At 63.0% G+C, this 13284-nt stretch carries 10 protein-coding genes; 2 read left to right on the top strand and 8 right to left on the bottom strand.

What is annotated here, in order from left to right:
• Positions 1–16 precede the first annotated feature (16 nt).
• The 7 genes from ssuC to G8O24_RS31280 form a co-directional block, all read right to left on the bottom strand.
• Positions 17–823, bottom strand: a complete 807-nt coding sequence (gene ssuC, locus G8O24_RS31310) for an aliphatic sulfonate ABC transporter permease SsuC (RefSeq protein WP_188106159.1) — start codon at positions 821–823, stop codon at positions 17–19.
• Positions 820–1986: an FMNH2-dependent alkanesulfonate monooxygenase gene (ssuD, locus tag G8O24_RS31305; protein WP_188106157.1), complete on the bottom strand. Its 1167-nt coding sequence runs from the start codon at positions 1984–1986 to the stop codon at positions 820–822. The genes ssuC and ssuD overlap by 4 nt, the downstream gene beginning before the upstream one ends.
• Positions 1983–2936: a sulfonate ABC transporter substrate-binding protein gene (locus G8O24_RS31300; protein WP_188106155.1), complete on the bottom strand. Its 954-nt coding sequence runs from the start codon at positions 2934–2936 to the stop codon at positions 1983–1985. The genes ssuD and G8O24_RS31300 overlap by 4 nt, the downstream gene beginning before the upstream one ends.
• A 39-nt stretch (positions 2937–2975) precedes the next feature.
• Positions 2976–3926, bottom strand: a complete 951-nt coding sequence (locus G8O24_RS31295; RefSeq protein WP_188106153.1) for an aliphatic sulfonate ABC transporter substrate-binding protein — start codon at positions 3924–3926, stop codon at positions 2976–2978.
• A gap of 520 nt (positions 3927–4446) precedes the next feature.
• On the bottom strand, positions 4447–5271 hold the full coding sequence (locus tag G8O24_RS31290) for a fumarylacetoacetate hydrolase family protein (protein ID WP_188106151.1): 825 nt from the start codon (positions 5269–5271) through the stop codon (positions 4447–4449).
• A gap of 138 nt (positions 5272–5409) precedes the next feature.
• Complete coding sequence (locus tag G8O24_RS31285; protein ID WP_188106149.1) at positions 5410–6303, bottom strand: AraC family transcriptional regulator; 894 nt, start codon at positions 6301–6303, stop codon at positions 5410–5412.
• Positions 6304–6408: 105 nt separating this feature from the next.
• Positions 6409–7581 (bottom strand): cytochrome P450, encoded by a 1173-nt coding sequence (locus G8O24_RS31280; RefSeq protein WP_188106147.1) that lies wholly within the window; start codon positions 7579–7581, stop codon positions 6409–6411.
• A 249-nt stretch (positions 7582–7830) separates the two neighbouring features.
• Here G8O24_RS31280 and G8O24_RS31275 point away from each other — a divergent pair, with 249 nt between their 5' ends.
• Complete coding sequence (locus G8O24_RS31275; RefSeq protein WP_188106145.1) at positions 7831–9561, top strand: serine hydrolase; 1731 nt, start codon at positions 7831–7833, stop codon at positions 9559–9561.
• Entirely contained in the window at positions 9558–10091 is a 534-nt protein-coding gene (locus tag G8O24_RS31270; RefSeq protein WP_188106144.1) for a P-loop nucleotide/nucleoside kinase family protein, read from the top strand. The genes G8O24_RS31275 and G8O24_RS31270 overlap by 4 nt, the downstream gene beginning before the upstream one ends.
• A gap of 82 nt (positions 10092–10173) precedes the next feature.
• Here the strand turns inward: G8O24_RS31270 and G8O24_RS31265 are convergent, their stop codons facing one another.
• Positions 10174–13053 carry an ATP-binding protein gene (locus G8O24_RS31265; protein ID WP_188106141.1) on the bottom strand — a complete coding sequence of 960 codons (2880 nt, stop codon included), beginning with the start codon at positions 13051–13053 and terminating at the stop codon, positions 10174–10176.
• Positions 13054–13284: the final 231 nt, after the last annotated feature.

The raw sequence follows: 13284 nt of genomic DNA, 5'->3' as shown, positions 1-13284 counted from the left end.
GTCCCAGTATTTCTGCTCAACGTTTCTGGAAGGCGGGATGCCAGGAGAGCGTCGCCCGCTCCAGCACGCGGGAGGCGCTGTCGGCGAGCTTGCCGAGCAGGGCGTAGATCAGGATGGAGAGCACAACGACGTCGATCAGCATGAACTCGCGCGCCTGCATTGCCATGTAGCCTAGCCCCGAGGACGCCGCGATGGTCTCGGCGACGATCAGCGTCAGCCACATGATGCCGAGCGCGAAGCGGATGCCGACGAAGATCGAGGGCAGCGCGCCCGGGAAGATGACGCGGCGGAACAGCTCGCTATCAGTCATGCCGTAAATCCGGCCCATCTCGATCAGCTGCGGATCGACGGTGCGGATGCCGTGCAGCGTGTTGAGATAGATCGGGAAGAACACGCCGAGCGCGACCAGGAACAGCTTGGCGCTCTCGTCGATGCCGAACCACAGGATGACCAGCGGGATCAGCGCCAGATGCGGCACGTTGCGCACCATCTGCAACGTGGTGTCGGTGAGCTTCGCCGAGAGCTGCGACAGACCGTTGGCGAGCCCGAACGCGAAACCGATGCTGCCGCCGATGAGAAAGCCGATCGAGGCGCGCCAGAACGACACCCAGATGTTGCGGACGAGTTCGCCTGATAGCAGCAGCTTCCATCCGGCGAGCGCGACATCGCTCGGCGCCGGCAGCACCCGGGTCGGCACGAAGCCGGTGACGCAGGCGATCTGCCAGACGACGATGATGCCAAGCGGCACGATCCACTGCACCAGACCGTCGGCTCGCGGCAGGCGGAAGTTACGCGGGAGCGCGATACTGTCGATGAGGCTCATGATTGCGACACCCGATGCTGCGGACGATAATCGCTGCCGACCGTCTCGCCGAAAGGACCGCCGTTGAAGTGCAGCCTGGTCACGTTATCAGGCTGCTCCAGCGAGAGCAGCGGGAAGACCAGCTCGGCGAAGCGATAGGCTTCCTCCAGATGCGGATAGCCCGACATGATGAAGGTATCGATGCCGATGTCCTGATACTCCTTGATACGCGCGGCGACCGTCTGGGGATCACCGACCAGCGCCGTGCCGGCGCCGCCACGCACGAGGCCGACGCCGGCCCAGAGGTTCGGGGCGATCTCGAGCTTGTCGCGCTTGCCGCCGTGGAGCTGCGCCATGCGCTGCTGGCCGACCGAGTCCATGCGCGCGAAGTTCTTCTGCGCGGTCGCGATGGTCTCGTCGCTGACGTACTTGATCAGCTCGTTCGCAGCGCGCCAGGCTTCTTCGTTGGTCTCGCGGACGATCACATGAAGACGGATGCCGAAGGAGAGCTTTCGGCCCCGCGCCTCGGCCGCCGCCCTCACCTTGGCGACCTTCTCGGCGACCTGCGCCGGCGGTTCGCCCCAGGTGAGATATTTGTCGACGGCGTCAACGGCGACGTCGATGCCGGCATCCGACGAACCGCCGAAATAGAGCGGCGGACGCGGCGACTGTACCGGATGGAACAGCAGCTTGCCGTCCTCGATGCGGATGTGCTTGCCCTCGACATTGACGGTCTTGCCCACGAGCAGATCGCTATAGACGCCCAGGAACTCGCGGGTGACCTCGTAGCGCTCGTCGTGCCCAAGGAAGATGCCGTCGCCCTTGTTCTCGACGGGATCGCCACCAGTGACGACGTTGATCAGCAGCCGACCATTGGTGATGCGGTCGAGCGTCGCGGTCATGCGCGCCGCAACGGTCGGCGACTGCAGGCCGGGCCTGACAGCGACGAGATAGCGCAGCCTCTGGGTGAACGGCGCCACCGAGGAGGCGACGATCCAGGAATCCTCGCAGGAGCGGCCGGTCGGCAGCAGCACGCCGAAATAGCCGAGCTGGTCGGCGGCCTGCGCGACCTGACGCAGATAATTGAAGTTGACCTCGCGGCCGCCGATGCCGGTGCCGAGATAGCGGCCATCGCCATGGGTCGGCAGGAACCAGAGGATGTTGGCGTTGGATTGCTTGCTCATGACCCCGGCCTCCGTGCCACGTCGGAAATCTTGATGGATTTGGGAATAAGGTTGAGCGCGAGGAACGCGTCGGCAACCTGCTGCTGGTCGGCGATCACGGCATCCGTCAGCGGCTTGATGCCGTAGGACTGCCGCTTCAAGGCAACCTCGACCACCGGCACCGACAGACCGATCGCCGGCGCGAGCTGCTCGGCGACCGCGTGGATGTCGCGCTTGGCCCAGTCGTCGACCGAACTCAGCTCGGTGAGCACCGCATCGACGATCTTCGGGTTGGCTTCGAGGAATTTCTTCGAGGAGAAGTAGAACTGATAGTTGGCGACGATGCCGGTGCCGTCGGCGAGCGTGCGCGCGCCGGTGGCGGCTTCCGCGGCAGCCTGGAACGGATCCCAGATCACCCAGGCATCGACTGCGCCGCGCTCGAAGGCGGCCCGCGCATCGGCCGGCGCAAGGAACACCGGTTCGATCTCGGAATATCGGACGCCCGCCTTCTCAAGCGCCTTGACCAGGAGATAGTGGACGTTGGAGCCCTTGTTCAGCGCGACCTTCTTGCCCTTGAGGTCGGCGACCGATTTCAGCGGGCTGTCCTTTGGCACCAGGATCGCCTCGCCTTTCGGCGCCGGCGGCTCATAGGCGACATACTGAATCGGCGCGCCGGCGGCCTGCGCGAAGATCGGCGGGGCTTCGCCGGTGTTGCCGAAATCGATCGCACCGACATTGAGCGCTTCGAGCAGCGGCGGACCGGAGGGGAATTCGGTCCACACCACCTTGTAGCCGTCGGCGGCGAGCTTCGGCTCCAGCGTACCCTTGCTCTTGAGCAGCACGAGCTTGCCGTATTTCTGATAGCCGATGCGGACCACCTTGTCCTGACCATAGGAGGTGCCGACCGCGGCGGCGACGATGCCGATCGACAGCGCGATGGCCGCGATCACGCGCCGGATGATACGCCTCATGTTCAAACCCCTGTGGGTGGGAAGAGTGGTCGGCACGGTTCAAGCTGCCGGGTTGCGCCAGACGATGTCGCGGATCTGAATCGACTTCGGGATCAGGCCGAGCTTGGCGAAGCGGTCGGCGACGCCCTGCTGGGTCGTGACGATATCGTCCGTGACGGGGACCACGGCAAATCCCGCGCGCCGCGCGGCAACGGTCTGGATGTCGAGCGGCACACCGGTGATCGCCGCCAGCGATGCGGCGACCTCGTCACGGTGCCGCTCGGCCCATTTTGCTGATGTGGCCGTCACGTCGACGATCTGCTGCAGAATCGCGCCGTGCTTGCCCGCGAAATCGCGGTTGGCGATGAAGAAGGAGTTGGTCTTGGTGACGTCGCGCGCATTGATCAGGATGCGGCCGTTCTGCTTGGTCTCGCCGATCGCGAAATATGGATCCCAGATCGCCCAGGCGTCGATGCTGCCATTGGCGAAGGCGGGGCCCGCATCCGGCGGCGTCAGATAGACCGGCGTGATGTCGGCATAGGTGAGACCGGCCTTCTCCAGCGTCTGCACCACGACGTTGTGGGCGCTGGAGCCTTTGGTGAAGCCGATGCGCTTGCCCTTGAGGTCTGCGATCGCCCGGATCGATGAATCCCTGGGCACCAGAATGCCCTGACCGTTCACGATGGGCTGGGCAGCGGCATAGACGATCGCCGCGCCGGCGGCCTGCGCGAACACTGGCGGGGAATCGCCGACCGCGCCGTAGTCGACGCTGCCGACGTTCATCGCTTCCATCATCGGCGGGCCCGAGGAGAACTCGACCCATTTCACTTCGATGCCTTGCGCGGAGAAATGTTTTTCCAGCGCGGCCTGCTGGCGCGTGATGACCAGCACGCCGTTCTTCTGGTAGCCGATACGAATTTCCTTCAGCGCACCTTGCGCGCCGGCGCGCGAGGCGACGGCCGCCGCGGCGACGGTTCCAACGGACAGTTTCAGGAAATCACGACGTTGCATTCCAGGCTCCCGGCCGCGCACGGCCGTCATTCACTCGCGTTCGCAGAATGATGGTGCGGAGCGGGAAGAGTGTCGAGACAGCGGGGAAAATAGCGATGCAAGCACTGCGCGCGAGGCAAAGCGCATGATTAATCTTTCGAGCGAGGGGGCGAATGAAGATGAAATTTTTCTGCACGCGGATGTGATGACCGCGCGTTCGAGCCGCGGACTGGCGGCCGGAACCCAAACCTCGAAAACAACCCCATGCACAGTAGCCGGGCACCTGAAGCGAGTGACTTACGCTTTATCCGAAATTTGGTTGACGCGTCGGGCAAAACAGGAGCATGATGGCATCATGACTGCTGCGCGCGGGGCCGGGGAAAGATGCGGTTCAATCGCCGGCCGCGCGAGATCCCGAGCGCGATGAGATCGGGATGAATCGTCATCGCGCGTCAGGTTATTGTTCGAGCATGATCTCCGCGCAAACGCGTTCCGCATTTGTCGCGCGAGAGATCCGCTTGGCACGTCTTCGGATCATGCTTCAGGGCACGATCTCGTGACGTTGCTCTCCGAGGTTTGCGATGCCGCATTCGAGCACGTCCCCGACCGACATGTAGCGGTTCTTGCCGAAGCCGACGCCTGGCGGCGTCCCGGTCGCGATGAGGTCACCCGGCAGCAGCAACATGTGCTGGGAGAAATAGGCCACCATCGCATGGAGGTCGAACAGCATATCGCTGGTGTTGCCCTGCTGCTCGAACTTGCCGTTCAGCTTGGTCCACATCTCCAGATTCATCCCATCCACGCCAGTGGCCAGATAGGGGCCGATGGGGCAGTAGGTCGGACGCGATTTGGCGCGCACCAGATGTTGCTGCCCTTCCGCATCCACCTGCGTCGACCGATCGGAGATGTCGTTCAGGCAGAGATAGCCGAAGATATGACCGGCGGCATCGGCGGCCGTGATATCCTTCGTCTCCCGGCCGATGACGATCGCCAGCTCGGTCTCCCAGTCGAGCTTCACCTCCTGATTGGGGCCGCGGGAGATCGGGTCGAACGGTCCGGCCAGCGAGGACGTTGCCTTCAGGAACACCTCTGGCTCGGTGGGCGGCTTCATGTGAAATTCCGCGATGTGCTTCCTGTAGTTGAAGCCGGTCGCTGCAATCTGGCGGATGCCCTGGATGGGCGCGAGATAGGAGAATTTGCCGACGACAGGAGACAGTCGTGCAACGTCGACTTTGGCAAGGGCATCGGCGGCGATGACGTCAGGTGTGATGTCCGATATGACCGGACGCAGATCGAGGTGGTCATTCCCTCTCAGGACGACGGGAATAGCACCCTCGTCCGCCAGTACGCGCGCGAATTGCTGCATGGTTCACTTAGCTCCTTTCCGCTGACGCCCGATCTAGGCCGCACGGAACGGAGAAAGTGAATTCACAACGAATCGACCTCGTCGTTTCGTCGCATATTCAGAACAATCACCGAAGTTTTGGACGAAAACGGCGCGCCTTCACAGCCAGTGCATCCGCCGCCACGCCACCGGGCTCAATCCCGTCTCCTTCTTGAAGGCGACCCCGAATGCACTCTGATTTGCAAAACCCACCAGAGGCGCGATCGATGCCAGACTCATCTCACGATGACGGAGCAGAACCTTGGCCTTGTCGATGCGCTGGCGGCGCAACCACGTATGCGGCGCAACCCCCATCGACTGCTTGAAGGCGATCGAGAAATGCGACGTCGACAGGTTGCACGTGCTCGCGACCTCGGACAGCGACAGGTTGTCGGCCAGGCGGCTGACCATGTATTCGCAGGCGCGGCGCAACGTGTTCGGCGCCAGTCCGCCTCGGCGTGCGAAGGCGACAGCGTCGGGATGATTGGAGAAACTTCGGAAGACATGCAAGGCGAGCAGTGTGACGGCCGTCTCGGCGTAGAACAGGCCTTGCCGCGCCTCGCTCTCGCATTCCTCGGAGATGATCTGCGCAAGCTCCCAGGTCAGAGGGTGGTCATAATCCCACGCTTCCACGAACTCCACGTCGTGGCGGTGCTGGATCTCGACCGTGCGGAGCAAGTATTCCGGCTCGAACTCGATGGCGAGGAAACGGTAATTCGACTTCTCCCTGATCCGAAATTCCACGCCTGTTTCAGGCGGCAGGACCAGAGCATAACGAGGCCTGTTCTTGTAGGCACGAAGCTCCTTGCCCGATTCGGCATCTGCCTCGACGTAGCCGGAATTCCATGAGAACTGCAGCGCAAGCGACCGCGTGCGAATTTCGGCTGCGCCTGAGACCTTGCCTATGCGGTGCGAGGCCGCGATTCCGCCGGCCCATTTGATCTGTCGCGATTGAAGCACGCTTCCCTTGACGTCGGACCACACGGTGTCGCGATGCCCGGGGGCGCTGAACATGGCAACGGGAGGTCCTGCCGGCGGCCGTGGCGCAGCATGCTGTCCTCCGTTTGAATCCGGCATCATGTCCGCCTCCTCGTCCGCACGATCTCGACGATGATCATCTTAGCCCGCATGCTGCCACCTCACCGGCAAATTCTGCAGGCCCCGGAACGCCCAGCCGCCGATCCGCACCGGCTCGTCATCGGCGAGCTCGATCCGTCTGGCACGGGCGAACAGAGTCGGCAGCGCGACGTCCGCGATCATGGCGCGCGATGCGAAGGCGCCGGCGCAGAAATGCGGCCCGGCGCCGAAGGCAACGCTTTTCGAGGTGTCGCGCCGCACGTCGAATTGGTCGGCGCGCTCAAAATGTGTTTCGTCGCGGTTGGCCGAGCCGAACATCAGGAACACGCGCTCATCTCGCTCGAACGAGACATCGCGGATCGACCACGGCTTTGCGATCCGCCGCGGCGACATGCCGATCGGCGAGATCCAGCGGGCATATTCTTCGAAGGCCTGGAGCCAGCTCACCTCACCGCGCAGAACCAGATCGAGCTGCGCGGGATGGGTCAGCAGCGCCCACACTGTGCCTGATATCGCCTTGCGCGGCTCGTTCTGGCCGCCCGATATCGCGAGCTTGACGTTGGCGCGCACGCTCTCCATTGGCATATCAGAGGCGAGGAGGACGCCGAGGATGCTTTGATCCGGATTTTTCCTCATCACCGGCAGGATGTCGTCGATCGCAGCATCGATTCCCGATGTCGCCGCATGGCAGCGCGCCTCGATCGCGGGATCGCCGCCGTAATTGGCGATACCCTCGATCATGCCCTGCGACCACGCGTCCATGTCCTCGAAGCCGATATTGGTGAGACCGGTGATCGACTTCAGGCATTCGCCGGAGAACGGCAGCGCGAAATCGCGCATGAGGTCGATGCGCCCCGGCGCGATGGCATCGAGGATGCGATCCGCATGGGCCTGGAACAGTGCGGTCCAGTGTGCCTTCACCGTCTTCGGCGACACCGTCGGAAACATCGCGCGCCGCTCGAGCTGATGCGCCTCGCCGTCCTTGCGCATCATGTTGTGGCCCATCAGCCGGTTCATCAGGCCGGCCGGCTGATGCGAGGAGAACACGTCGATCTGCTTCTCGGAGATGGAGATGTCGTCGCGGCGCGTCAGCAAGGTCGAGCCGAGCTGCGGCACAAAGGCGATCGGCGCCTCCTTGCGCAGCTCTGCAAGTGTCGGATAGGGGTCGGCCCAGAATGCGGCTGGGTCGATGTCGACGCGCGGCGCGGTGCTCAAGGCGGGCTCCTCCGGATGTCTTTCCGGCCAGACTAGCGAAATCCGGTGCCGTTGTCTGTCGCTAGCGATGGGGACAGAACGCATCGACGCGCTCCGAGCCAGGTCAGCCAAGAACCATAAGAGAACGAATCTGTGATCGCGCCTTATCGTTGTTTTCTCGGCAGTTCCATACATACTCCTCGAACGAGATGCTTCCGCTTGGGCGCTGCGTTCATGCCAAGATTCCGGGCGTCAATCAGGAAAAATGTCATGCTCTTTAGGATTTTTACGGCGGCCTTTGCGGCGTTGTATCTCTCAACGACTGCTCCCGGCGCTCAATCGGCCCCGGCGTCTTCCGCAACATCGAGCAGTGGGCCCATAGAGCGGTCGGTCGATCAGCTGTTCGCTCAATGGGCAGAACCCAGCTCGCCCGGCGCGGTCATCGCCGTCCTTCGAGACGGCAAGATCATTTACAGTCAGGGTTATGGCGCCGCCAATCTGGAGCTTGGCGTGCCCAACACGCCATCAACCGTATTCCACCTGGCATCGGTCTCCAAACAGTTCACGGCCTTCGCGATCCATCTCCTCGCCCAAGAAGGAAAGCTGTCCCTCGACGACGATGTCCGCAAATATGTTCCGAAGCTGCACGAGTTCGGCAAGCCGATAACAATTCGCCACCTGCTGCACCACACCAGCGGAGTTCGCGACCAGTGGAATCTTCTGGCACTCGCGGGATGGCGGCTGGACGACGAGATCACGGACGACGATGTTGCGCGCCTGCTGTTTCAACAAACCGGGTTGAACTTCGCGCCCGGCGATCAGTTCCTCTACAGCAACAGCGGCTACACGTTGCTCGCGATGGTCGTGAAGCAAGTGGCTGGCCAAACGCTGCCGGAGTTCGCCAAGGAGCGCATCTTCGAACCTCTCGGCATGTCTCACACGCGCTTCCAGGACAAATACGGCACGATCGTCAAGGACCGAGCCTATTCCTATGGGCGACAGCCCGACGGCAAATACCAATACGTTGCGCTGACCTATTCGACGGTCGGACCTTCAAGCCTGTTTTCCACGGTCGGCGACCTGGCGCGCTGGGATGAGAACTTCTACACCGGAGACGTCGGCGGCCCGACGCTTCTCGCCGAGATGCAACAGAAGGGCAAGCTCAACAACGGCAGCGAGATCAACTACGCGTCGGGCCTAACAATCGGAAGATATCGCGGGCTCAGGATCGTCGAGCATGCCGGCGGCGATGCTGCCTACCGGACCAATATTCTCAGATTCCCGGATCAGCATTTCTCGGTCGTGATCCTCGCAAACGCGGGAGATCTCAACCCGACGGCACTCTCGTTCCGGATCGCCGACATCTATCTCAAGGAGTTGCTCAAACCTGCGCGTGCCAGGCCGGAACTTGATGACAAGCCGGAAGTCACGGTCGACCCGAAGATCCTCGATGCCTATGTTGGCGACTATGAACTCAGACCGGGGTTCATCATCTCCATCAGCAAAGACAATGACCATCTCGTCGAGCGCGCGACCGGCCAGTCATCGTTTCCGATGTACGCGGTCTCCAACACAGCCTTCCGCCTGAGGGTCGTTCCCGCGGAAATCGTCTTCGACGCAGTCGGACAAGACGGAAAAGCTCAGAATGCAGTCCTGCACCAGAACGGCGCCAATCTACCTCTGAAGCGGATCACGATCGAGAATCCTAGAGCAGACCGACTCAAGGCGTACGAGGGCCACTACTACAGCGCAGAACTCGGCGTCATCTATGACGTGTTCTTCCACGAGGACGTGCTGACGGTGCACTACCCCCGGGGAGACCTGGATCTGCAACCTGTCGGGGTTGACGCGTTCACGACCGATTTTCCGATCGGAAACCTGAAGTTTGCGTGCGCAGACGATGGCAGGTGTAATGCGATGTTGATCGACGACGGCCGGGTCAAGCAGCTGCGATTCGACAAGACCTCGCTCGATCCGATCGGTCCGAGGTCATCGCAATGAGGCTGGTCATCCTGACGGGAGCGTCGGGTTCGGGTAAGACGACGATTGCAGAAAGGATCGAGCGGCAATACCCGCGGCTGGCTCGCGTATTCCGGTTCGACAGCATTGGGGTTCCGTCCCCGCAGGAATGCATTGCGAGATCGGGCGCAGGATCGGGACCTGGAGGTGGATGGCAGCGCGCGATGACGATCGAGTGGTTGGCCCGGATTGCGAGAGAACTTGATGCTCTTCCTGTTCTATTCGAAGGCCAGATGCGGCTGTCGTTCATCACAGAGGGGCTGGCTGCTGCTGGAATTGCAGAGGCACGTATCGTCTTGCTGCATTGTGACGATGAAAGCCGAACGCATCGCCTCGTTAACGAACGCAACCAGCCTGACTTGGCCAATCCCGATATGATGAACTGGGCAAGATTTCTTCGCGGCGAGGCTGAGGCGGGCGGATTCGAATTGCTGGACACGTCGAACATTTCGATCGAAGACAGCGTTGAATACGTTTGCGAGCGCCTCGGGATCGGGCGATCGGGCGGATGATCCGATTCGAGCAATTTCCGCCGGTTTGGTCCTCCGGCAGTTTTGGCGGTGGCCTCGCCGATCATGAACGCGTCGTCGTTCCCTATGCGCAAGCCCGCGCGCTTCGCAGCACGTGCGAAGCAGCCACCAGGTCGTGGGCCCGGAAGCCCTCAGTGAACCCGTCATAGACCGGCGCGAGCAGTCGGATGGCCTTCGGCCCGCGCCCGGCTGCGATCCAATGTGCGGCAAGATCGGTGGCGATGCGCAGCTCGAACGTCTTCGCCCCCATCGCGCGCGCCTCAGTGAGCGCCTGCTGCAACAGGCTTTCGGCAAGCCGCGGCTCACCTTCGTGCAGCAGAACGGACGCCTCGACCCGAAGGAGTTCCGGACGACACCAGCGCTCTCCCTGATCCTCCTGATGGCGAAGGGCTCTTGCGATCGCCTTGCGCGCCTCCTCGATCCGCCCTTGTCGCAGATAGGCGCTGCTGAGGACGGCGAGATAGCTGCCGATCCGCATCAGGAAGCGAGCGTCGATCAGCTCCTCGATCGCAGCGCGGATGTCCTCCACCGCGGCGAGATCGCCGCGCAAATCGCGCAGGCAGGCCGAGAAATAGCGTTCGACCGGGATCCAGCGCGAGATGCGTTCCCGGTCCAGATTGCGGCGCAGCCGCTCGGTGTAACGCGCGAGCGCCGCCAAATTTCCTGACTCGAGCGAAATCGGAAGCGCGGCAAGGCCGAGCGCATTCGACTGCGAGACCCAATGACCGCCGCGATCGGCGGCTTCGACGGCATCGTCAGCCAGCTTCGCCGCATAGTCGGCTTGCCCCTGCATCCAGGCCACGAAAGGCAGGTTGAAGCGGACCGTGATGAATCGATAGACCTCGTTCGCATCCTTGCGCGAGCGGCCTTCGGCCAGTGAATAGGTCGCCGCGAGGCGATCCAGAACCAGACGGCTTTTGCGCAATTCGCCGGCGAAAGCCTGGGCCCAGGCCCAGGCCCGATCGGCTTCGGATGTCGCCGTCAGGTCGCGGTCCCGATTGCCGAGTGCCGTGGCCTCTTCAAGGTGGGTTATCGCACGCGGGATCTGGCCGATCTGCAGCAGGTAAAATGCAAACCCAACCAGTGCACGTTGCTGATATTCGACATCCCCGGCGCGCCTCGAGAAGGCGATGGCATCGAGCCATGCAAGCTCGTTTTCGTTCGAGAGCTTGCGCGCGTAGAACAGGCTCCATCCGAGCGCACAGGCGAGCTTTGCGCGCAGCAGATCGTCACATGCAATGGACTTGGCAAGGCCGAGCGCGGTCTCCAGCCGCGCCTGCGCCTCCGACAGGATCGACGTCTCCGACCACAGGGTGATGCCGGCAACCGTCAGCCGGATGCCGAGCACGAGGTCCCCGTCCGCGCCAAACGCCCATGACAAGGCGGCCCTCAAATCGGCGATGCGGCCAAGATAGCGCTCCGTCCAATCGGAAGGTTCGCGCCAGTGCCACTCCTCCTCGGACTGTTCGAACAGCGCAAGCACGCGCCGGGCATGACGGTCCAGGGCCTGCCGTGAGGCCGGATCGGCCAGACGGCGCTCCGCAGCATAGCGTCTCGTGCTGTCGAGCAGCCGATAGCGAAGTCCGGCGCCCTGCGCCTGTGCGTTCACCAGAGATTTGGTCACCAGGCTGCCGAGACCCGCGACGACGTCGACCGGCGTGAGCCCTGCCGCCTCGGCGACGAAAACCGCATCCTCCGCCTCGAACGCGCCGCTGAACACCGACAAAAGACCGAACAGCCTGGCGTCTCGCTGCGACAGGAGCTTGAAGCTCCAGTCGATCGTCGCCATCAGGGTTTCATGTCGCGGCGTCACGGGGGCGATGGCGGGGGCGCGAAAGCCGAGGTTCTGATCGAGCAGCGCGAGCAGCTCGCGGGGCGTGAACCTGCCGATCTGGGCTGCCGCCAGTTCAATGGCCAGAGGAAGGCCGTCGAGCGCATGACATATCCGGGCAATCGCGTCGCAATCATCGTCGACGAACTGGTAGTCCGCCCATTCGGCGGCGAGGCCGACCAACAATTGCACGCCCGGGAATTTGATGGCCTGGGCGGCCGCCAGCGCGCGGCCCGGCCTCGGCAAGCCAAGCGGGCCAAGCCGCACCAGATGCTCGGCCGGGGTCCCGAGCGGCTCGCGGCTGGTTGCCAGCAGCCTGGAAGATGATGTGTCCGTGACGAACCGGGCGGCAAACATGGTGGCGGCAGGCAAGACATGTTCGCAATTGTCCAGCACCACCAGCACCTGCCGCGACCTCAGATAATCCAGGACCGCAGTCATCCCGTTGTCCGAATTGCCCCTGATGCCCAACGCCGTGACCAGCGCCGCGCCAAACAGCATCGGATCGGCGATCGTCGCGAGATCGACGAAGCACACGCCGTCGCGGCAGCGGGATGCGAAGACCTGTGCGGCGGCGATCGCGACCGTCGTCTTGCCGACCCCGCCTGCGCCGGCCAGGGTGATATGCCTCCGCTCGATCAGGGCCTCGGCAATGCCGGCGATTTCGGCTTCGCGGCCGACGACGCCGCGCACCACGGGCGGCCTGGACAAGCCGACCGGTTCCACATGCACAAGATCATCCGCGATCTCGCCGATGCTGGCTTGCACGTCCGCAATGAACTTGTAGCCCCGCCGCGCCACCGTCGCGATGTAGACGGGCTCACCCTGCGTGTCGCCCAGCGAGCGCCTCAAGCTCCACATATTGACCTTGAGATTGCTGTCGTGGAGGAAGGTGCCGGGCCAGGCAGCCTCCATCAACTCGTCCTTGCTGACGAGTTCGCCGGAGCGCTGCACCAGCGCCTGGAGCAGCTCGAAGGCGCGGCCGCCCATTTTGACGGGCCGGCCATCGAGAAGAAGAAGCTGGCGGCGCGGAACCAACCGAAATGGCCCGAAGGAGAACGTGAGCTCCTCTCGACGCCGGCCTCTTTGCAATGACTCCGTGGGTGCCAGCATTCATCTCGGCCAAAGGATGCGACAGTTCCTAGAGAAGTATCACGCGTCACCCCCTGCTGAACACGGCGATTTTGAAAAGGCACGATTGCGTCGTGCATCTTGTCGCAGGGTCCAAAGCGCTTCTATTGCTCCGGCGCTGCCGCGAAAGCGCATTTACCTGATTTAACCGGCTGCCTCCGCCCACCGGACTATAGTCGTCGCATCGGAGAAGCGAGGCGAGGCAAATCGGCT

Origin of the sequence: Bradyrhizobium campsiandrae (genome assembly GCF_014529705.1) — a bacterium.
GTDB classification, from domain to species: Bacteria; Pseudomonadota; Alphaproteobacteria; order Rhizobiales; family Xanthobacteraceae; genus Bradyrhizobium; species Bradyrhizobium campsiandrae.
Note: the sequence above shows the minus strand (reverse complement) of the source record. Positions and strands in the feature narration are given on the sequence as shown.

Coding starts and splice junctions, on each gene's coding strand:
- ssuC (WP_188106159.1), bottom strand. CDS start 823: ATGAGCCTCATCGACAGTATCGCGCTCCCGCGTAACTTCCGCCTGCCG.
- ssuD (WP_188106157.1), bottom strand. CDS start 1,986: ATGAGCAAGCAATCCAACGCCAACATCCTCTGGTTCCTGCCGACCCAT.
- G8O24_RS31300 (WP_188106155.1), bottom strand. CDS start 2,936: ATGAGGCGTATCATCCGGCGCGTGATCGCGGCCATCGCGCTGTCGATC.
- G8O24_RS31295 (WP_188106153.1), bottom strand. CDS start 3,926: ATGCAACGTCGTGATTTCCTGAAACTGTCCGTTGGAACCGTCGCCGCG.
- G8O24_RS31290 (WP_188106151.1), bottom strand. CDS start 5,271: ATGCAGCAATTCGCGCGCGTACTGGCGGACGAGGGTGCTATTCCCGTC.
- G8O24_RS31285 (WP_188106149.1), bottom strand. CDS start 6,303: ATGTTCAGCGCCCCCGGGCATCGCGACACCGTGTGGTCCGACGTCAAG.
- G8O24_RS31275 (WP_188106145.1), top strand. CDS start 7,831: ATGCTCTTTAGGATTTTTACGGCGGCCTTTGCGGCGTTGTATCTCTCA.
- G8O24_RS31270 (WP_188106144.1), top strand. CDS start 9,558: ATGAGGCTGGTCATCCTGACGGGAGCGTCGGGTTCGGGTAAGACGACG.
- G8O24_RS31265 (WP_188106141.1), bottom strand. CDS start 13,053: ATGCTGGCACCCACGGAGTCATTGCAAAGAGGCCGGCGTCGAGAGGAG.